This is a genomic window from Saliphagus sp. GCM10025317 (genome assembly GCF_042663665.1).
Taxonomy (GTDB): Archaea; Halobacteriota; Halobacteria; order Halobacteriales; family Natrialbaceae; genus Natronosalvus.
In genome coordinates, this window is record NZ_JBHTAQ010000005.1 from 1,087,155 (window position 1) to 1,107,740 (window position 20,586).

A 20,586-nucleotide genomic window follows, 5' to 3' on the forward strand; every position below is an offset into this window, starting at 1 on the left:
AAAGGCCGCTATGACCGTCACCTTCGACTCGCTTTGCATCGACTGGCTCGGCTACGCGACCGTCCGCCTCGAGGGCGAGACCGGCACCGTCGTCTACCTCGACCCCGGCCGGTACGGCGTGCTGGACGACCTCGAGCCGCAGGACGGCGACCTGGTTCTCGTGAGCCACGACCATCACTACGACCCCGACGGCATCCGGCGCGTCGCGCACGAGGACGCCATCGTCGTGGTTCACGAGGCCGTCGACGCCGACGAGATCGACCGGGTCGACGAACAACCCGAGGCCCTCCCCTACGAGGCCGAACGAGTCCGGGAGGACGAGTCGTTCGTCCTCGGCCCGCTCGACCTCTTCACGACGCCCGCGTACAACGAGCCGAACGGTCCGTACACCCGCGACGATGGCTCGCCCTACCACCCCGAGGGCGAGGGCTGTGGCTTCGGCGTGACGATCGACGGCATCTGTGCGTTCTGGCCGGGCGACACCGACGTCCTCTCGGTCCACGAGCGACTGGACGTCGACCTCTTGCTCCCGCCGATCGGCGGCAGTTACACGATGGATCGCCACGACGTCGCCGACCTCGCCGAGACGATCCGTCCCGACCTCGTCCTCCCGATCCACTACGACACGTTCGAGGCGCTCGAGACCGACGCCGACGCGTTCGTGCTCGACGTGGCGAGGCGAGGCGTCCCGGTCGTCCTGGACGAGTGATCGTCCCGTCCGCGTGACCGTCAGCATAACATGTGGTCCCCACAACAATTACGTCCCGCGACCCGTACTCACCGGTGATGGACGGACCTCGAGCCTCGAGTCGGTTCTGTGAATCCTGCGGGAGTCGCCTCTCCAGGCAAGCGAACTTCTGTGGCCAGTGCGGGACGGCTGTCGACGGCGACGTCGGCGATTCCAGCCGGGATCAAGCCACCTCGAGCGGAGCCGTGACCGAACTGCTGCAGTGGGCCGTACGCTCCCGGGGGTCGTCAGGCCTGCAGTCAACTGCGAGCCCGGCGCAGCGAGCGCGACTCCGCCGCCGGGTCCGACGACACGTCGAAGACGGCTGGCGAGTCGAGGACCGAACGGACGACAGCGCGACCCTCGTGCGACGGAGCCTCGGCTCCACGCGAACCCACCTGCTGATCGCAGCGATCACGGTCTGGTGGACGATGGGACTCGCGAACGCAATCTACGCGGCGATCTGTTACTTCGACCGAACAGAGCGGACAGTCCTCCACGCCGACGATTCGCCGTCGGTGGATTCGCCCGCTCGTGAGCGAGCGAGTCCGTCCGCTCGAGCGGGAAACGAACCGACACGACGCTCGAGGTGGCTCTCGACGTTCGTGTCACTCGCCCTCCTGGCACTCGGGCTCTGGATCGTCGCCTCGAGCGCGAGTCTCGGCGGGTTCCTGGTCGGCGCGCTCGCTCTCGGTACTGGAATCGTCGTTTCGCCGCCAGCCAGGAGCCGTCTCGAGCGTCGAAAACCGATCACGACGAACGGTCGAACGAGGTCGATCGAGGAGCGGAGCGTCCACGCCCCCGAAAAACGCTGCACGGGCTGTCTCGAGCCGGTCGTCAACGGCGTCGAACGAACCTACCGGCAAGAACTGGTCGTCGCCGGCGTTCCGATCGTCACGACGAACGCGGGCTCGAACTGCTACTGCGACCGCTGTGCCTACGCCGATCCCTCCGCCGGTTCGATCCGTGACGCGCTCGAGATGGACGACGGATTCGAAGCGAACGACGAACTGGCGACCGAAGCGACGGAACCGGACGCAGAAATGAAAACGTCCTGATAATCAGATGACGCCCATTTCCTCGAGTCGCTCCGGCAGGTACGTGTCCGTCACGAAGTCTAGGCCGCGCGAGGCGAGCGCCTGCTGCTCGGCCTTCTTCCCGATCTCGAGTTGCAGTTCGATCTGTTCTTTCCAGTAGTCGGTCTGGAACCGGGGATCGGTGAGTTCGTTCTCGAGGGCGTTGACGTCCGAGTCCGAGAGCGGGTCGGTCGGGAGGTCGTACTCGACGATATCGGCGGGCTGGATGCCGATGAACTGCGCTTCGGGCGTCGCCAGGTACTCAGAGAGGTGGGCGGACTTGATCGAGCCGTAGGCGACCGAGCCGAAGATGCGGTACGACCACGGGTCGCCGTCGGTAAAGACCGTCACCGGAAGCTCGAGTTCGTCGTGGAGCCGTTTGGTGATTCGACGGGTCGCTCGAGCGGGCTGACCCTTGAGGTGGACGATGAGCGCGCCGTACTCGTCGTCGAAGCCGTTCTCGACGAGTCGGTCGCGCATTCCGCCGGTCTCCACGCAGAGTATGAACTCGGCATCGCTGTCGAGGAACTCGATCGTGTCGGGGTTGTTTGGAATCTGGTAACCGCCCTCGCCGACGTCCTCCTGGCAGTGGATGTCGCGCTCGCCCCGGCGGGTCTGCTCGCGCAGGTACAGCGGCCCCATGATCGTCGCTCCCGACTCCTCGGGGCGCATGTGGAAGTCCTCGCGGGTGACCGCGCTCACGATTTCGAGGTCCTCGACGAGCTGGTTGGACTCGTCCTGGTCGTTGAACTGGGCCTCCTCGTTGTCCCAGCTTTCCGAGAGGTAGTAGAGTTCACGCAGGGTCGAGGAGCGATCCTCCTCGAGCTGATTTGCCAGGAACTCGATGGTGTAGATAGCCTTGAGGAGCTTCCGGGCACCGCGAACGGAGTTGGCGCTCCGGGTCGACGTTCGGTCGCCGTAGACCCAGACGTTGGCCTCCTCGTCGAGTTCGATGTTGCTCTTCGATCGGGTCGGGACCTCCATGTGGGGAATTTCGCCCAGTTCGAACTGGTCGTAGAACTGGGCGGCGAGGTCGATCAACTGTGCTCTGGCCTGTGATTCGTCCGTGCTCATGATGTGATCGTCAGTTTTTCCGCGTCGACGCCCTTGACGTCGATGTCGAACGTCGCCTCGCTCGACACGTCGTATTCGAGAGTCGCCTCCTCGCCACCGGGGACGTCCGCTTCCCAGGAGACGAACCACTCACCGTCCATCTCGACAGCCGAGGCGCCGTCGGAGAGGTTCCGCGGTTCGGCGGAGACGATGTCGGTTATCTCGAGGGTCTCGCTCGTGCTCGAGTGGTTCTCGACGACGAGTTTGACCGTCGATGTGTCGCCATCATCGCCACCGTCGCCGTCACCGTCCTCGAGGTGACGCTCGACCAGGACGTTGTTCATGATCCGTGCCACGGCGTCGTCGATGTCGGGCTGGTCGCGCCCCGTCACTTCGGCGACCTTCTCGGCCATCTCCGGGAGGATCTTGCCGAGGACGTTCTGTTTCTGTTGACGCTTTTGCATCGAGCGCCGTTTGTTGAGGTAGCGCTTGAGTTCGCGAGCGGCCTCGCGGATGGCGAGTTCGATCTCGTCTTCGATCTCGGGGACGTTCGCGATGGCGTCCTTGGACTCGCTCGTGAACGGCACGTTCGTCGAGGCAACGTGGACCATGATCACGGCGGGTCCGGTCGGTATCCCGGAGCCTCCGGGCTGGTCGAGGCCGTAGTTGCGCCAACCGATGCTCTTGACGACGTCGGTGGTCGCACAGGCGCCGCGCTGGTAGACCAGTGGCACCCGGTTCGCGAACCGCAGGACGTCGGCGGTGCCCTCGGCCGGGAGGTCGCCGCCGTAAGCGATGCCGGCCTCGACGATGAACGGGTCACCGCCGGAGACGCCCGCGTCGCGAGTCGCCGCCGCGTAGAAGTCCGCGTCGAACTCCTTTTTCAGCCCGGCTTCGACCAGATCTGCCGTGATCGGCGAGAGACACCGCGTCGGTGGGGCCATGATGTTCGTCGCGCGCATCCCCTCGACGAGGTCGCTGGCGGCGTCCCGGTCGCTCGCGAGTTCGCGAACGAGCGGCGTGTCGTCCGGGACGGTCACCATCACGTCCCAGATTCCTTCGACGACGTTCTCGCGGGCAGTCTCGCCGAACGCCACGTCGTCGTACTCCTCGGTCAGGTCCGCGGCCCGGTCGACGGCGGACTCGAGGGCCTTCCGGGTGAGCCGATGGCGGTCGTCCTCGAGGTCCTCGAACGTGCCGGCCAGGCGGACGGCGAAGGCGTGGACGACTTCGTCGTCCTTCCGGGTGCTCGTGGCGTCGTCGCTGAGTTCGTAGAGGTCGGCGACGATGCGGGAGACGTCTTCCGGGGTCGTGGCGTCTGCGCCTTCTTGCTCGTCCTGATCGTCCTCCTCGTCCGCCTCGTCGTGCCCGACGAGGGCGGCCCACGCCGATTCGAGTGCCTTCTCGCGAACCGTCGATCCGAACGTCGTGCCGTACTCGTCACCGACTTCGTCGGCGATCTCCTCGACGACCGTCGACAGTTCGTGGTGGGCGATGCGGTCCCGACTCGAGACGGCGTCGGCGATTCCCTCGGCGAAGTCGGTCGTTGCCTTCGCCCCCTTGTTCGCCGTGGAGTTCTCGACGGCCGCGGCGACGTCGGCGGCTTCGTGGCTCGCAGGCGGCTTCCAGGCCATCTCGCGGCCGAAGTGGCGGTCGCGAAACTCGTCGATGATCGAATCGGCCGTCTTTTTGCCGACGCGGGTGAACTCCTCCTGGAGGAACCCCGAGACGGAGTGGGAGCCGGTCGCAGCGAGCATCTTGATTACCGTTCCCAGTTCGACTCCGTGGGGGTGGGGACGAATCTCCTCGGTCTCCTTGGGAAGCTGGTCTGTCGCCCGCTCGAACTTGAAGTGGGCCGTGGGCTCGCGCAACTCGAGGCGGGCGTGAGGATTGACGACCGCGGTGTGCTTGATGTAGTCGTGGAGCTGGGCGCGAGCGCGCATGTTGGCCTCCATTTCGAGTTCGATCCGGGTGCCGTGGGGGCGATCCCAGGTGGTCGTCTCTGCGACGCTGATCTCGGGTTCGTTCTCGTCGGTGTCGACGATCAACTCGAAGTACTCGGCCTCGCTCGAGCCCTGGGTTCGGCTGGTGATCTTCGCGGGTTTACCACTCGTGAGCTGGGAGTAGAGCACTGCCGCGGAGATACCGATTCCCTGCTGACCGCGCGATTGTTCGCGGGCGTGGAAACGAGAGCCGTAGAGGAGTTTCCCGAAGACCTTCGGGAGCGATTCTTTCGTGATTCCCGGTCCGTTGTCCTCGACGATCAGGCGATAGTAGTCGTCGGCTTCCTGGATCTCGACGTAAATATCGGGGAGAATGCTGGACTCTTCGGCGGCGTCGAGAGCGTTGTCGACGGCCTCCTTCACGGCCGTGACGAGCCCGCGAGCACCGCTGTCGAAGCCCAGCATGTGCTTGTTCTTTTCGAAGAACTCGGCGATGGAGATCGCTCGCTGGTTGTCAGCGAGTTCCTCGGCGATCCCCGGCTCGTCGCCGAGTGTCGACTGTAGCGACGTCATCGTCGTCCTGTTGTAGCGGCGGGGGTAAAAGGTGTGCGTTACCGTAGTGAAAGTGATCGACGCTCCAGGCGGCCGCTACTCGTTCGTTCCACGCGTTCCGTTCGCTCCGTCTCTGCGCGCTCGAGGCGAGGAAAGCCTACGTGCCACGACCAGTTTGAGACGCTGAGTAACCGATCGCTCGAGGGACATGTGACAGCCGACCGAAAATCGCGCGCTCGCGCGCGTACGTGACTTTTATTACCCCCCGACCACTACCCGCAATCAGGTTTTGTATGTCTCAAGATAGCGAGTACGGCGCCGGACAAATCCAGGTCTTAGAGGGCCTGGAAGCGGTCCAAAAGCGACCGGCGATGTACATCGGTTCGACGGATACGCGGGGACTCCACCACCTCGTCTACGAGGTCGTGGACAACTCCATCGACGAGGCGCTGGCCGGCCACTGCGACGACATCACCGTGACCATCCACGAGGACGGCGCGGTGAGCGTCGCCGACGACGGCCGCGGCATCCCCGTCGACACCCACGAGGAGTACGACCGCCCGGCCCTCGAGGTCATTCTCACCGTCCTCCACGCCGGTGGAAAGTTCGACAACAAGTCCTACCAGGTCTCCGGGGGGCTCCACGGCGTCGGCGTTTCCGTCGTCAACGCCCTCTCAGGACGCTTCGAGGTGACCGTCAAGCGCGACGGCGGCGTCTTCACCCACGCGTTCGAGAACGGCGAGCCACAGGGAGACATGGAGCGAGTACGCGACCTCGAGCCCGACGAGGAGACAGGTACCCAGATCACCTTCTGGCCCGACCGCGACATCTTCGAGACGACCGAGTTCTCCTTCTCGACACTCTCGAACCGGCTTCGCGAACTCGCGTTCCTCAACTCCGGCGTTCGGATCACGCTCCGTGACGAGCGCGAGACGGACGACGAGGGTCAGCCGGTCGAGGACACCTACGTCTACGACGGCGGGATTCGCGAGTTCGTCGAGTACCTCAACGAGACGCGCTCTTCCCTCCACGACGACGTCATCTACTTCGAGGACGACGCCCAGAACATCCAGGTTGAGGTGGCGATGCAGGCCACCGAAGAGCTCCAGGGCTCGATTCACGCCTTCGCCAACAACATCAACACGCGCGAGGGCGGGACCCACCTGACGGGCTTCAAGACCGCCCTCACCCGCGTGGTCAACGACTACGGGGGCGAGAACGACCTGCTCTCGGACCTCGAGGAGAACCTCCGTGGCGACGACATCCGCGAGGGGCTCACCGCGGTCATCTCGATCAAACACCCCGATCCGCAGTTCGAGGGGCAGACGAAGACGAAACTCGGCAACTCGGAGGTGCGCGGCATCGTCGAGAGCGCGATGCACGACGGTCTCTCTACCTACTTCGAGGAACACCCCGACACCGCCCAGGCCATCGTGATGAAGGCCGTCGAGGCCGCGAAGGCCCGCAAGGCCGCGAAGAAGGCAGAAGAGCTCACGCGGCGAAAATCGGCACTCGCGTCGACTTCCCTCCCCGGCAAACTCGCGGACTGTCAGACCAAAGATCCCGACGAGGCCGAACTGTTCATCGCGGAGGGTGACTCCGCGGGCGGCAGCGCGAAACAGGCCCGCAATCCGGAGTTCCAGGCCGTCCTCCCCATCAAGGGGAAGATCCTCAACGTCGAGAAGCACCGATTGGATCGTATCCTCGAGAACGACGAGATCCGGAACATGATCACCGCCATCGGCGCGGGGATCGGCGAGGAGTTCGACATCGACAACATCCGGTACAAGAAGATCATCATGGCGACCGACGCCGACGTCGACGGGGCCCACATCCGGACCCTGCTGTTGACGTTCTTCTACCGGCACATGCGTCCGCTGCTCGAGGGCGGCTACGTCTACGCGACCCAGCCGCCGCTGTACCGCATCCGGTATCGCGGGAAGACTTACGACGCGATGACCGACGCCGAGCGCGACGAGATCGTCGAGGACAAGTGCAACGGCAACCCAACGCAGGTCCAGCGCTTCAAGGGACTTGGCGAGATGAACCCCGAACAGCTCTGGAGTACGACGATGAATCCGGACAACCGCATCCTCAAGCAGATCGCAGTCGAGGACGCAGCAGCGGCCGACCGCATGTTCTCGGTGCTGATGGGTGATGCCGTCGAGCCGCGAAAGCAGTTCATCAAGGACCACGCCCCCGAGGCAGAGTGGATCGACATCTGATAGCGCCATGTACGCAGCCACACACCGACTGACGACGATGCAGTCACGACACGAATCGACACGGCGACGAGACCACCGACGAACGGAGGTGTCCCTCGAGCGATGAGTTCCGAAGTACCAGACCCGACGGACATCGACGCGGCCTCGGTCGAACCGGTCCGCATCGAAGACGAGATGGAGCAGAGTTACATCGACTACGCGATGAGCGTCATCGCCGGGCGCGCCCTCCCCCGGGTCGAGGACGGCCTCAAACCCGTCCACCGGCGCATCCTCTACGCGATGCACGAGATGGGCGTCACGAGTCGCTCGAGTCACCGCAAGTCCTCCTCGATCGTCGGGGAGACGATGGGTGACTTCCATCCTCACGGCGACCAGGCAATCTACGACACCCTGGTCCGGATGGCCCAGGACTTCTCGATGCGCTATCCGCTCGTGGACGGCCAGGGGAACTTCGGCTCGATGGACGGCGACCCGCCCGCGGCCCAGCGGTACACGGAGGCCCGCATGGCCGCCATCGCCGAGGAGTTGCTCGAGGACATCGACAAGGATACGGTCGACTTCTCCTCGAACTACGACGACCGCCTCCAGGAGCCGGACGTCCTGCCAGCGGCGTTCCCGAACCTCCTCGTGAACGGCTCCTCGGGCATCGCCGTCGGGATGTCGACGAACATTCCGCCGCACAATTTAGGGGAGGTGATCGACGCGACGGTCGAACTCATCGACAATCCCGACGCGACCGTCGAGGACCTGATGGAACACGTCAAGGGGCCCGACTTCCCGACGGGAGCCAACATCGTCGGCCGCGACGCCATCTACTCGGCGTACAAGACCGGCCGCGGGCGCATCCGTGTTCGCGCCGAGTTCGAGGTCGAAGAGTGGAAGCGTGATCGCGAGCGCATCGTCGTCACCGAAGTGCCCTACCAGGCGAACAAGGCCCGCCTGGTCGAGCGCATCGCCGAGGACGTCACCGAGGGCGCCCTCGAGGGCATCTCGGACCTGCGCGACGAGTCCGACCGCGACGGCGTCCGCATCGTGGTCGAACTCAAGCGCGGCGCGAACACGGACGTCGTCAAGAACCGACTGCTCGAGAACCACTTAGAGCGAACCTTCGGCGTCATCAACCTCGCGCTGGTCGACGGCCAGCCGAAGGTGCTCACGCTCAGGGAAACGCTCCAGGAGTACATCTCCCACCGCAAGGAGGTCGTCCGCCGGCGCAGCGAGTACGACCTCGAGGAGGCGGAAGACCGCGCCCATATCCTCGAGGGTCGGCTGAAGGCGCTCGAGAACATCGACGACGTGGTCGACCTTATCCAGGACTCCGAGGACCGCGACGAGGCGCGAGCGGGTCTCGAGGCCACCTTCGACTTCTCCGAATCGCAGGCCGAGCACATCGTTCGGATGCAACTCGGGAGCCTCACCTCGATGGAGTCGGCCGAAATCGAGGACGAGTACGAGGAGGTTACGGCGGAAATCGAACGCCTCGAGGCCATCCTCGGGAGCGAGTCGGCGCTGTACGAAGTCATCAAAGAGGAGTTGCTCGAGATCAAAGACGAGTACGCCGACGACCGGCGGACCTCGATCATCGAGGACATGGGGACGGTTACTCACGAGGACCTGATCCCCCAGGAGGACGTCTTCGTCGTCATGACCGAGGACGACTACGTCAAGCGGATGCCGATCGAGAACTTCGAGGCCCAGGGTCGGGGCGGCAAGGGGATCATCGGCGCGGACATCAAGGACGAGGACCGCGTGACGACGGTCTTCCGGGCGAACACCCACGACTACCTGCTGTGCTTCACGAACCACGGCCAGGTCTACCGGCTCAAGACTTACGAGATCCCGGAGATGAGCCGGACGGCACGAGGGAAATCCGCCGTCAACATCCTCGACCTCGATCCGGGCGAGGACATCACGGCCATCGTCGACACCGACGCCTTCGGTGACGGCGAATGCGTGACGATGGTAACGAAACACGGGTACGTCAAACGGACGTCGGGCGAGGAATTCGACAACATCCTCTCGACGGGTATCATCGCCGCCAGCCTCGAGGAGGGCGACGAACTCGTCGACGTGGACGTCACCGACGGGTCGAAGGACCTGGTCATCGCGACCGAACAGGGGATGACGATTCGCTTCGACGAGGACGAGGTCCGAGCCATGGGCCGGAACGCCCGCGGGGTCAACGGAATCAAACTCGAGGACGGCGACGCTGTCGCGGGACTGGTCTCGACCGACGAGGGCGACGAGCGGGCGCTGTTGACGGTGACCGAGAACGGCTACGGCAAGCGGACGGTACTCTCGGCCTACCGGACCCAGTCGCGGTACGGGAAGGGATTGATCGACATCAAGACCAACGAGCGCAACGGCCCGGTGACGGCGGTGAAGGCGGTCACGGAAGACAACGAACTCGTGTTGATGAGCGAGCGCGGCCAGATCATGCGCACGCGGGCGAGCGAGATTTCGACGGTCGGTCGGAACACGATGGGCGTGACGGTGATGGACGTCGAGGCGGGCGACGCGGTCGCCAGCGTGGACGTGATTCCGGCGGAACTCGGTGTGGACGCCGAGGAGATGGAGGCCGACGACGTAGACGTTGCTGACGAGACGGATATCGACGAGGCGGCCGTCGACACAGATTCGACGACCGACGAATAACCGGCCTCTCGTTTTCCTTCGCCGACCTCGAGAGACCGCTTTCGGAGAGAACCTGGCTCGGCCAGTTTCGAGAATCTGTCCTGAAACCCACAAGCCCAAACATCGAACGTGCTATCGACGGCTCGAGCCGAGGAATTCAGGGTCCAATCGAGGTTCAGCGGACGTATTCGTCACTCTGTCGAGGTAGTGTGGGCGCACACTATACTTTATGAGTGGCGGCATCGTACTTTCGGACATGAGCAGTGAGCGTGTCGACTCCGAGAGCAAGGTGTCGGGGAATCAGGCGAACATTCCCGCTCGCATCCGTCGGGAACTCGACATCGACGACGGCGACAGACTCCGCTGGCACGTCGAGGACGACGGGACGCTCCGAGTGCAGGTCGTCCAGCAGCGCACCGGGACGTTCAGCGACTTCGACGGTTACGACGGCGATCAGGCGACGGAGGCCGAGAGCCAACACGACGCGTGGGGCGTCGACCTCGAGTAGCTGAGATAGATGCCACGCGCACTCGTCGATACGACCGTGCTCTTTGCGGCGGCGTATCGCCGTGACAGTGCACACGACGACGCCCTCCCTATCCTCAGGCGAATCGACGCCGCTGCTCTCCCGGAGGCGGTAATTCTCGACTACGTCCTCGTGGAGACGCTAAACGGGTTGACGACGCACGCGGGTCACGACGCCGCTGTCGATTTTTTGGATCGGGTGGAAGAGAATACGCAATTTCACATCGATTCCCTGACGGCGGACGAATTTGCCGCGGCAAAAGCCCTCTTCCGGCAGCACGAGTGCTTCTCGTTCGTCGATGCCGCGATCGTCGCGTACATGCAAGCGGAGGGGCTCGGGTATCTTTACGCGTTCGACGACGATTTCGACGCTGCAGATGACGTCTATCGACTCGACGTCGCAACGAGCCCGTATCACCCAGAGTGACCGAGGCGCGCCCCGAATTCAGCACAACTCGACGATCACCAGCTGAAGTTGCTGCTCGATCGATGCTCACGTCGACGCGCAATTCGCACACGTAGTGAGCCGCACACACAGCGAGATGCACACACAGTAAGCGTGTATTCCCCGCACACCGCTTCTAAACCAGGGGTTTCAATGAACGCCAGGGTAGATCCCTTGAGTAACCTCGCCCTCCCCAGCCGATTGCGGTGCTCGCTTCGCTGCGCTCCTCACCCCTCGCGCGAATTGGACAGCGACCCTCGCGGTGCTCGGGCCGCTCGACAGCGCGCGCCGCGGTGGTTCGTCGGCTCTACCCGGTCGCTCGCTCGGCTACCCGGCCACCCGGCCCGTCGGTCTCGGTTCCCGGATCCGCTCACCGCCTGGTGAGGAGGCGCTGGTAGCTCGCTTTCGCCACACTCCAGGCGGGGTACAGCGTCGTGTACACCGGATCGGGCGCGTTGCGGGCCCCCGCCCGGAGCACGCGATGGCGCAGCGGCGACCCCGAGTTGTCGACGATCTCGGAGAGGTCGGCGGACTCGAGCCAGGCGAAGAACGCGCGTTCGGCCGCCGTTCTCGGCTCGGTCTCGCGAACTCGGTCACGGATGTCTTCCCACATGTAGCGCTCGTCCTGGCCCAGAATCCAGCGGCCGCCCTCGAGCCCTCGTCGAAGGTCGTGGTACCGGTCGTCGGTGAACGGGTAGCCGTGTTCGGTCGGTTCGAGGCCGGCCAGTCGGAGGCCGACGGCCGTCCGGTAGCACTTCTCACAGACCCCGCAGTTGCCGTCCATGCGGTCGTTACAGGTCTGAAGCTCGAGGTCTGGTGCGTCGCTCTCGACGTACGCGGCGAGCACGTCGAGGCGCTCCTGGCGGGTCAGGTCGTAGGCGTCGTGGTGACATCGGGTGCCGTCCCAGCGGACGTTGTCGTCGATGTCGGGGTGAGATCCCCACTCGAGGTCGATCCCGTCCCAGTGGGTGGCGGCCATGTAGAGGTCCTCGATGCCGCGGGCGGCGGCCAGTGGGGCACAGAGCCCCAGCAGACCGAGGCCGTGGCCGACGGAGCTGTACCAGCCACCGTCGACGTAGCGTTTGTAGTGAGCGAGCAACATCGGGTGATCGAGGAAGGAGAGCATGTTGGCCTCGACGAAGGCGGTCTCGAGGCCGCGGTCGGCGGCGAAGTCGGTCACCCGGTCGACCAGGTGGTTCCACTGCTCGTCGGCCGAACGGTTGGGCGTAATCGTCCACCCGCGGATACTGATCAGCGTGGGTTCCTCCTCGCGGTGGCGAACGTACGAGCACGTGGAGTCGACGCCGCCGGTGAAGAGAAGGCCGCTCTCGCTGCTGTTGTTGCCGTCGCCGGTACCGCCGCTGTCACCATTGCCGACAGCGCCACCGCCCGCGACCGAACCGGAAGAGCCAACGTCGACGACCTTGCGGGCGTAGAGGTCGCCACCCTCGAGGAAGTCGTACATCTCGAGCATGGCCGCCTGGACGTCCTCGAGCGCCGAGACGAACTTCGTGTCGACGGTATCGACGTAGACGTCTGCGCCAGCGGCCCAGGCGACCGGACACACCTGGGCCAGCGCCGGGACGACGAGCAGCGAGTCGGGGACCGACTCGAGGTCGACGTCGTAGGTGACCTCGAGCGGGTCGCCGGTGAAGAACCGGGCGAGGTCGCTCGAGGGGCGAACGGTCGTTCGAAGGGTGCGTCCATCCGTCGTCGGGGTGTCGATGTGTATCGATGCCATGGTCGAGAGCGGGGTCGCCACCAGTTGCAGCTCGAGGGTGACGACCGGTCGTCCCGTGACCACCACCGAGGACGGTAAAAACAGGCACAATCGTTGATGCGTCGTGCGTTGTAGAAATCACCGCCTAGAGATCGGTAGGCGGCCGTATCCGCGGTCTATAGGCGGCCATATCACCGTCCATAGACGGCCGTATCTACCGTCCGCCCGAGCACTCGTCTGTCTCCCTCCGACTCTGCTTGATTCGCTCTACTCCGGTTTCCGCGGCGCGATCCGTCGCTTCGAGCGTCGTCCATCGCCTCGAACGGGATCCATTCGTGTGAAAGCGGGACCGATATCGGCGGTCGGCGTGCGCGAATCGGTCGCTCTCCGGGGCGACGCCCTGGCGTTTCAAAACCGCGAACGTGTCGCGAGGGGGTAGGCGGAGGATAACAAACCCCTCTCTTCTCGAGGCATTTCACCAATGCGAACTGTCACGCCAGCCACCGTCGACGGTCGCCTCGCACGGGTGAGTCGATGACGCAGAGACGAACCCTGCTGGATCTCGTCCTCGCGGTCGGGTTTCTCGCCGTGGCGACCGCTATCGCCGTCGCGCATCGGTCCCCACCTTCGGGGTACGAATCGTCGATTTACACGGGCACGCCGACGCTCACCTGGGTCGCGTTCGGCCTCGCGCTGGCCGTCGCGGTCGGGGTGACTATCGGCACTCGAGGGTGGTACCAGGCCGGCGCCATCGCCCTCGGCGGGCTCGCGGTGACGAGCATCGTCAGCCTGCCGGTGATCCGCAACTACCACTTCCAGGGGATGGGCGACTCGCTCACCCACCTGGGGTGGGTCCGGGACTTCGTCCAGGGGACGATGCAGCCCCACGAACTGTTCTACCCCGGGCTCCACGCCGTTGCGACGACCCTCCACCTCGGCGGCGGTGTCTCGATGGAGCGGGCGCTCCTGATCGCCGTCGTCCTCCTGTTCGTCCCGTTCGTCGTCTTCGTCCCGCTCATCGCACGCGACATCTCGGGAACGGGCGCCGCTGCCGGATTCGCCGCCATCGCCTCCTGGATGGTGCTCCCCATCAACAACGTAGCGACGCACATGGGACCGCACACGAACTCCAACGCGCTGTTCGTCGTCCCCGTCGCCCTCTTCGCGACCGTCGCGCTCGTGAGCCGCCGGTCGGACCTCGAGCGCCTCCCGTTCGGCATCTCGCCGTTCACCGTCTGCCTGTTCCTGGCCGGGATCGGCCTCCTGCTGGTTCACCCCCAGCAGATGATCAACGTGGTCGTCTTCCTCGGGGCGCTCGCCGGGGTGCAGTACCTTGCGAAGCGCCGGTACGACGACCACCCGATGGTGCACCACCCGTCGCTGTTCGCGCCGGCGGTCATGCTCGGCGTCCTGTTCGTGGTCTGGGCGGCCGCGAACGCGCGGTTCCGACGCGCCTTCTCGGGGCTCGTCTACGGCCTGTTCAGCCGCGACATCGGGACTGGCTCGACCGTCGGCCAACGAAGCGGCTCGCTGACGGAACTGGGCGGCAGCTTACTCGAACTGTTTGCGATCATGTTCCTCGTCGCCGCGGTGCTCGGGGCGATCGCGGCGCTGTTCGTCCTCGCGACGTGGCTCGGGCGGACGAGCCTCGACCCCGACGGCCGCTCGTACGTCACCTACTTCGCGCTCGCGCTGGTGCCCCTCGGCGGCATGTTCGTCGTCTACTTCCTCGGGACGCCGACGATGGCGTTTCGACAGGTCGGGTTCATCTACGTCGTCCTGACGATTCTCTCGGGAATCGCCCTCGCGCACCTCTTCGGTTGGCTGACCGGACCGTTGACGACTCCGGGGGCGAACGCGCTCGCCGCCGTCTTCGTCGCGGCCTGTCTCGTCCTGACGCTCGTGACGCTGTTCACGTCGCCGCTGATCTACCAGCCGACCCAGCACGTCACCGAACAGCAACAGTTCGGCTACGACACCGCCCTCGAGCACCGGGCCGACGAGCGGTTGTACGCCGGATTCGGCTACGGAATCAACCGCTACGGCGACGCCCACTACGGCACCGAGGCCGGGAGCGAGATCAACTACGACGGCGGCGCCAGCGGGGCGGTCCTCGTCGAGGAGTTCGAGGACGGCAACTACCGGGAGGCCTACCACGGCGCGGACTACTACTTCACCGTAAGTGCCTACGATAAAGCGAGGGAACTCGAGGTGTACGACGAACTCCACCACTCCGAGGAAGCCCTGGAAGGAATCGAGCGCGAGCCCTACGCGGATCGATTGGTCTCGAGCGAGGAGTTCACGATGTATTCGGTGGAGGGGACGCCCTCCTAGTAAGACGGCGGAACTCGAACTCGGCGTCAGTTATCGACGCCCGCTCCCGTCGGCGCGTCCGGCAGTTCCTGCTTCTCGACGTCGATCCCCAGTTCCTCGAGGGCGGCCTCCATGTGTCGCTCCTCGGCGAAGTCCGAGCCGTCCTCCTCGCGGAGCCGCTGGGTCGTCGCGAGCACCTCGGCACGGCGGTCGTCGGGAATCGAGAACTTGTCCGTGGCAAGTTCGATGGTCAGGCCGTTGTTGTCCCTGGTATAGAGGGAGTGGAAGATGCCCCGATCGAACTCGTTGTAGCCGTAGCCGGCCTCCTCGAGGGCTTCCCGGGTGTCGACGAAGCGCTCGGGATCGATGCTGAACGCGAGGTGGTGGACCGAACCGATCTGGTGGCGAAGCGGGGACGGGTTCGACTGGCGGTCGTCGCTCACGAAGAACGTGATGATCCGGCCGTCCCCGGTGTCGAAGAAGAGGTGCGTCGATGTCGGGTCGTCGAGGTTCGGTTGTTTCAGGACGAGGGGCATCCCCAGCACGTCTCGGTAGTAGGCGATGGTGTCCTCGGCGTTCGAACCGATCAGCGTGATGTGGTCGGTGCCGGTGGTCTGAATGGGGCTGTCGGGTCGGTCGGCGGTAATCTCGAAGTCGTCGCTCATACCTTCTCGTAGACGCCGGACGTACATACATTTCCGCTAACGTCGGTGTCACCTGGATCCAAATCGCGACTCGAGTACGCCGTCGCTCATCGTCGTTACCGCTCGAGAGGACGCCACCGCCAGGCCACAGCACCGCCACGACCACGACACACACGGCCGGGAACGGCGCTCGAGCGCGGCGTACGCAGCGAGAGCGCCGTGACCCGGGGGAGGGCAGGTCCTCGTCGGGACGACGCGGTCACGCGGCGCTTCGGTTGTGAACCACTCAATCGTCCTCGAAACCGGGACCCAACTCGACGTCGACCCACTTAACGCGTGCATCTGGCCACCCTCGAACCTACCCAAACACGCTCACAAGCGACCCTCAGATGTCACTTGAGTCCGCCGCCGCGCGCACCGACTGGGACGGCACCGTCCCCAACGCCTTCGACCTGCGGGTCGTCGCCCTCGTCCTCGTGGCCTCCGGCCTCGCGGCCTCCGCGAACCTCACCGCGGGCGGCCTCGAGTTCGCCCTCGTCGCCTTCGGAACGCTGGTCGCCGCCGGTATCGCCGCTCACTGGCTCGGCCAGCGTCGCGTCCGTCGCGTGACCGAATCGCTCGTCGAGGAGTGGGTCGCCGCCGGCGGGAGCGTCGAGTCGGTCACCCGCTCGGCCTCCTGGCTGCGAACCGAGTGGATCGTGCGGACGAGCGAGGGGCCGGTCACCGTCGGCGGCCTGGCGCTGGTCCCGATCTCGCGGGTGTCGGTCACCTGGCGCGGAATGGGAGAGTCACACTCCGCGACGGCGGCGAGCGCCGACCTCGAGTCGCTGGCCGCGGAGTGGTACGCGGAGATTTTCGATTCGCGGCAAGAACGGGACTCGAGCACCGGCCGATCGACATCGATGTAGCAGCCAATTTTGGCCGAATAACCCCGTCACGGCCGAGAACGACTTCCTCCATCAGTCGAAGACCACGACCAGTTCCCCCGTCTCGAGGGGATCCGGGGCGTTCGCCTCGTACTCGTAGGGTTCGAGTCTCTGTGCATCGTCGAACTCGGCTCTGGCCGCACCGGTCTCGTCCACGGCGTAGACGACGCCCGTGTACGCAATACCTGCGGCCGAAACGCTGCCATCCTCGTGGAGAATCGACGAGGCGCCGCGCGCTCTGAGGAGAAAGACGGTCGTGACGTCGTCGTCCCGGTCGAACGTTTTCCGCCGACGCACGTCGTACTGGACGCCGAGGACGTGATTTGACCGCGAACTCGAGCGACAGAGAACGGAGCGGTTCACGTACGTGTGCTCGAAATCGTCGACGAACTGGACGACGTCGTCCTCGGTGAATTCCGTCGGTGCGTCAGGGTATGGGATCGTCGCCGCGGTTTCGAACGCTCGCGTCTCGCCACTGTTGTACTCGACAGGGATCGTTTCGGCATCTCGTTCGCATTCAGGCCGCGTTGGCCCGTCGTCGAAATGGGCGAGAACCGTGCCATCGACCGCCTTATCGCTGTCCTCGCCGGTTGTCTCGCTCGTGGTATCGGTCTCGTTCGGAGAACCTGTTTCGTCCGGCGTCCGGTTTTCGTCCGCTCCTCGAGAACTGTCTGCGAGACAGCCGGCGAACGCCGTCGTCGTACCGAGAGCAGCTAGGAGCGTCCTGCGTTTCATCGATCGACGATTCACGCTGACCGCGTATAATTGTCAGGTAACGTGAAACGGCTCTTTGAGCCATGGAACTGAGATCGCGATTCGTCTCGAGCACGTTCGTGGTCTCGGCACGTTTGCGGCCTCGAGGTGGTGTATACTTCCACAACAGGTAACTGCTCGAGGGGTGACTAGTGACCTACCGCGCATGACCGCCAACCGACCCGAATCCGGGGAACTCTCAAAGAGCATTACCGGCGACTCCGGCGTGACCTCGATGACCGAGATCGCCAGCCCGCGAGGATCGCCCGGGGTCGAGTCGCCCGTGATCCAGTCGCGCGACCTCGACGTCTTCTACGGCGACACCCAGGCGCTCGACGGCATCACGATGGACATTCCCGAACGACGGGTGACGGCGCTCATCGGCCCCTCGGGCTGTGGGAAGTCGACGTTCTTGCGATCGATCAACCGCATGAACGACCTCATTGACGTTGCTCGCGTCGAGGGCGACCTGTTCTTCCACGGCAAGAACGTCTACGACGACGACGTCGACCCCGTCGCCCTCCGCCGGAAGATCGGCATGATCTTCCAGCAACCGAACCCCTTCCCGAAGAGCATCTTCGACAACGTCGCCTACGGACTCCGGGTCCAGGGCAAGGACGACGACCTCGAGGAGCAGGTTCGCACCGCCCTCGAGCGCGCTGCGTTGCTCGAGGAGGTCGAGGATCAACTGGACTCGAGCGGCCTGGACCTTTCGGGTGGCCAGCAACAGCGCCTGTGCATCGCTCGTGCCATTGCTACCGATCCGGAGGTCATCCTGATGGACGAGCCAGCGTCGGCGCTCGACCCTGTCGCCACCTCGAAAATCGAGGATCTGGTCGAGACCCTGGCCGAGGAGTACACAGTCGTGATCGTCACCCACAACATGCAGCAGGCGGCCCGAATTTCGGACAAGACCGCCGTGTTTCTCACCGGTGGGGAACTCGTGGAGTTCGACGATACGACGAAGATTTTCGAAAACCCCGAGAGCCAGCGCGTCGAGGACTACATCACCGGAAAATTCGGGTGACTCGAGGTCGAGACCGAGACCGAGGACGCTCGATTGATTCTCGCGTTCTGTGGCCCTCGAGCGACGACCCGGAGCGAACGGTTCGGTGTGCTCGGTTACTCGAGTCGAGCAGATTGGTGCAATCGGGTATTCGAGGCGGGCGGTTCGGTGTGCCCGATCACTCCAGATAGCCCAACCCCCGGAGCTGTTCGGCGATCTCCTCGAACTCGGCCTCCGTGAGCTGACCGGACTTCTGGTGCTGGATCACGATACTCCGCAGGAGAAACCGGGTGAGGTCGCTCGTACTCTGAAAGCTCGTGCCCTCGATAGTCTCCTCGACGCGCGCCGCGAGATCCTTCGGGATCGAGACCGTCGTGTATTCGGTCATCTCATGTCGAAACTGGGCGACGGACCGGCGTAAAGATTCCCACTGCAGGCGAAAATCCGTGAGCGCTCGAGCCGTCTCGAGAGCGTAGCCATTTTCGGTCCCGAGGTGGTATGGTACCCCATGGGAGTCCGGCCACCATCGAACGGACCCGACGACGAGCCGACGAGCATCGAATTTGGCATCGCCGCCGTCGACGCCCGCCTCAAACGAGGTGACCTCTCGTTTCCCGCCTCGAGAGCGGACGTCTCGGCCGCACTCGGCGACGCCAACATCCCCTACGACGCGCACGGGAATACGGTCGGACTCGAAACGGCGCTCGAGCACGTCGACCGGGAGCGATTCGAGAGCCGGCAGGAGTTGCTCAACGCCTTACATCCCGTCTTCGAGGAGTATCGCAAGAACCACTCGGGCGGCTTTCTCCGGCAGGTCCGGACGCTGCTTCCGTTCTGATCGGTTTGGTTCGACGCCCCCCTTTGACCGTATCAGTTCAACGTCCCTTCTGACCGTGTCAATTCGACGTCCATCCTGGTCAGTCCTCGACTCACCTCGAGAACCCCGGAACCAGTTCTATTGATCGTCTCGATCCCGGCGGCTCTCGAGGCGAACCTGCTCGAGGCGTCGGCGCTGTTCGCGGTGGAGAGTGACGATCATATCCGAGAGGACGCCGAACATGAGCAACTGAACGCCGAGCAAGATGGCAGCCGCGGAGACGACGGCGAGGATTTCGTGGCCGGAACTGTACTGGATCCAGCGCCAGAGGACGTAGCCCGCGAGGGCGATTCCCGAGATGACCGACGCGGCGCCGACGCTCCCGAAGTAAAACAGCGGATTGTTCGTCTTCGCCAGCGAGTACAGCGTCAGGATGATCGTCCCGCCGTCCCAGACGGGGTGGAGGTTCGTCTCTGACTCGTCGGGGCGGGCCCGGTAACTCACCGGGACGACGGCCGTCTCGACGCCGTGGCGGACGCACTCGACGGCGAGTTCCGTCTCGATGGTGAACCCGTCGGAATCGAGGAGGAGTCGCTCGAACGAGTCGCGAGTAAACGCGCGATAGCCCGAGAGGATGTCCTCATAGTGGGCCCCGTGGATGAACCCGAACGCGCCGTTGATCATCCGGTTGCCGACTCCGTTGAGGCGCTTCATCGCGTCGTCATCCATGTTCGCGAAGCGGTTGCCGATGACGTGTTCGTAGCCCCGTGTCAGCGGCTCGAGCATCGTCTCGGCGTCGGCCGGGTCGTAGGTGCCGTCGCCGTCGAGCATGAGGACGTAGCGCGCGTCGATGTACTCGACGGCTTCGCGGACGGCCTGCCCCTTTCCGGAGCCGGACTGGGTCAGCACGCGAGCGCCGTGCTCGCGGGCGATGTCGCGCGTGCCGTCGCTCGAGTCGCCGTCGACGACGAGGACGTTCTCGTAGCCGCGTTCGCGAAACTGATCGACGATTCCTCCGATCGTTGCGGCCTCCTCGAGCGTGGGGAGTAGAATACAGACCTGTTCGGGCGAGAGGGGGTGATCGATGGTTGACGAGCGAGATTCCTCGTCGGCGTCGCTAGTCGCGTTCGCATCGCCGTCCGCGTCAGCGTTTTCATCCGCGAGTGATGATGATGCGTCGCCGTCGGATGCGGCGGACTCGATCCCTGCGTGCTCGTCCATTGGAAT

17 protein-coding genes are annotated in these 20,586 nt (G+C 64.6%); 10 read left to right on the top strand and 7 right to left on the bottom strand.

Annotated features, from left to right (window positions below):
- Positions 1–10: 10 nt before the first annotated feature.
- Positions 11–709 (top strand): MBL fold metallo-hydrolase, encoded by a 699-nt coding sequence (locus ACFQS4_RS07410; protein WP_497903001.1) that lies wholly within the window; start codon positions 11–13, stop codon positions 707–709.
- A gap of 77 nt (positions 710–786) precedes the next feature.
- Positions 787–1,785, top strand: a complete 999-nt coding sequence (locus ACFQS4_RS07415; RefSeq protein WP_497903002.1) for a zinc ribbon domain-containing protein — start codon at positions 787–789, stop codon at positions 1,783–1,785.
- Positions 1,786–1,788: 3 nt separating this feature from the next.
- On the opposite strand, the gene ACFQS4_RS07420 is transcribed toward ACFQS4_RS07415, so the two are convergent.
- Complete coding sequence (locus ACFQS4_RS07420) at positions 1,789–2,877, bottom strand: DNA topoisomerase IV subunit A (RefSeq protein ID WP_497903003.1); 1,089 nt, start codon at positions 2,875–2,877, stop codon at positions 1,789–1,791.
- Positions 2,874–5,372 carry a DNA topoisomerase VI subunit B gene (locus ACFQS4_RS07425; RefSeq protein WP_497903004.1) on the bottom strand — a complete coding sequence of 833 codons (2,499 nt, stop codon included), beginning with the start codon at positions 5,370–5,372 and terminating at the stop codon, positions 2,874–2,876. The genes ACFQS4_RS07420 and ACFQS4_RS07425 overlap by 4 nt, the downstream gene beginning before the upstream one ends.
- Positions 5,373–5,644: 272 nt before the next feature.
- On the opposite strand from ACFQS4_RS07425, the gene gyrB reads away from it, so the two are divergent.
- The 4 genes from gyrB to ACFQS4_RS07445 all read left to right on the top strand — a co-directional run bounded on the left by gyrB (position 5,645) and on the right by ACFQS4_RS07445 (position 11,162).
- A complete protein-coding gene (gyrB, locus tag ACFQS4_RS07430; protein ID WP_497903005.1) occupies positions 5,645–7,576 on the top strand; it encodes a DNA topoisomerase (ATP-hydrolyzing) subunit B in 1,932 nt (643 codons plus the stop codon).
- 102 nt (positions 7,577–7,678) lie between these two features.
- On the top strand, positions 7,679–10,231 hold the full coding sequence (gene gyrA, locus ACFQS4_RS07435; protein ID WP_497903006.1) for a DNA gyrase subunit A: 2,553 nt from the start codon (positions 7,679–7,681) through the stop codon (positions 10,229–10,231).
- Between the two features lie 235 nt (positions 10,232–10,466).
- Positions 10,467–10,718: an AbrB/MazE/SpoVT family DNA-binding domain-containing protein gene (locus tag ACFQS4_RS07440; protein WP_312912348.1), complete on the top strand. Its 252-nt coding sequence runs from the start codon at positions 10,467–10,469 to the stop codon at positions 10,716–10,718.
- 9 nt (positions 10,719–10,727) lie between these two features.
- The gene (locus tag ACFQS4_RS07445; RefSeq protein ID WP_497903007.1) at positions 10,728–11,162 is read left to right on the top strand and encodes a type II toxin-antitoxin system VapC family toxin; all 435 of its coding nucleotides are present in this window, start codon (positions 10,728–10,730) and stop codon (positions 11,160–11,162) included.
- A 388-nt stretch (positions 11,163–11,550) separates the two neighbouring features.
- Here ACFQS4_RS07445 and ACFQS4_RS07450 read toward each other — a convergent pair whose 3' ends face one another.
- The gene (locus ACFQS4_RS07450) at positions 11,551–12,921 is read right to left on the bottom strand and encodes a hypothetical protein (protein ID WP_497903166.1); all 1,371 of its coding nucleotides are present in this window, start codon (positions 12,919–12,921) and stop codon (positions 11,551–11,553) included.
- Positions 12,922–13,434: 513 nt separating this feature from the next.
- On the opposite strand from ACFQS4_RS07450, the gene ACFQS4_RS07455 reads away from it, so the two are divergent.
- Positions 13,435–15,234, top strand: coding sequence for a hypothetical protein (locus ACFQS4_RS07455; protein ID WP_497903008.1), 1,800 nt, complete (start codon positions 13,435–13,437; stop codon positions 15,232–15,234).
- Positions 15,235–15,260: 26 nt separating this feature from the next.
- On the opposite strand, the gene ACFQS4_RS07460 is transcribed toward ACFQS4_RS07455, so the two are convergent.
- On the bottom strand, positions 15,261–15,878 hold the full coding sequence (locus ACFQS4_RS07460) for a VOC family protein (RefSeq protein WP_497903009.1): 618 nt from the start codon (positions 15,876–15,878) through the stop codon (positions 15,261–15,263).
- 368 nt (positions 15,879–16,246) lie between these two features.
- Between ACFQS4_RS07460 and ACFQS4_RS07465 the strand changes: the two genes are divergently transcribed.
- Entirely contained in the window at positions 16,247–16,765 is a 519-nt protein-coding gene (locus ACFQS4_RS07465) for a hypothetical protein (RefSeq protein WP_497903010.1), read from the top strand.
- A gap of 51 nt (positions 16,766–16,816) precedes the next feature.
- Here the strand turns inward: ACFQS4_RS07465 and ACFQS4_RS07470 are convergent, their stop codons facing one another.
- Positions 16,817–17,518 carry a hypothetical protein gene (locus ACFQS4_RS07470; RefSeq protein WP_497903011.1) on the bottom strand — a complete coding sequence of 234 codons (702 nt, stop codon included), beginning with the start codon at positions 17,516–17,518 and terminating at the stop codon, positions 16,817–16,819.
- A gap of 184 nt (positions 17,519–17,702) precedes the next feature.
- On the opposite strand from ACFQS4_RS07470, the gene pstB reads away from it, so the two are divergent.
- Positions 17,703–18,563, top strand: coding sequence for a phosphate ABC transporter ATP-binding protein PstB (gene pstB, locus ACFQS4_RS07475; RefSeq protein WP_497903012.1), 861 nt, complete (start codon positions 17,703–17,705; stop codon positions 18,561–18,563).
- A gap of 157 nt (positions 18,564–18,720) precedes the next feature.
- On the opposite strand, the gene ACFQS4_RS07480 is transcribed toward pstB, so the two are convergent.
- Positions 18,721–18,930 carry a ribbon-helix-helix domain-containing protein gene (locus ACFQS4_RS07480; RefSeq protein ID WP_253433767.1) on the bottom strand — a complete coding sequence of 70 codons (210 nt, stop codon included), beginning with the start codon at positions 18,928–18,930 and terminating at the stop codon, positions 18,721–18,723.
- 120 nt (positions 18,931–19,050) lie between these two features.
- On the opposite strand from ACFQS4_RS07480, the gene ACFQS4_RS07485 reads away from it, so the two are divergent.
- Entirely contained in the window at positions 19,051–19,380 is a 330-nt protein-coding gene (locus ACFQS4_RS07485; protein ID WP_497903013.1) for a DUF5789 family protein, read from the top strand.
- Positions 19,381–19,497: 117 nt separating this feature from the next.
- Here the strand turns inward: ACFQS4_RS07485 and aglJ are convergent, their stop codons facing one another.
- The gene (gene aglJ, locus ACFQS4_RS07490) at positions 19,498–20,580 is read right to left on the bottom strand and encodes an S-layer glycoprotein N-glycosyltransferase AglJ (RefSeq protein WP_497903014.1); all 1,083 of its coding nucleotides are present in this window, start codon (positions 20,578–20,580) and stop codon (positions 19,498–19,500) included.
- Positions 20,581–20,586 lie beyond the last annotated feature (6 nt).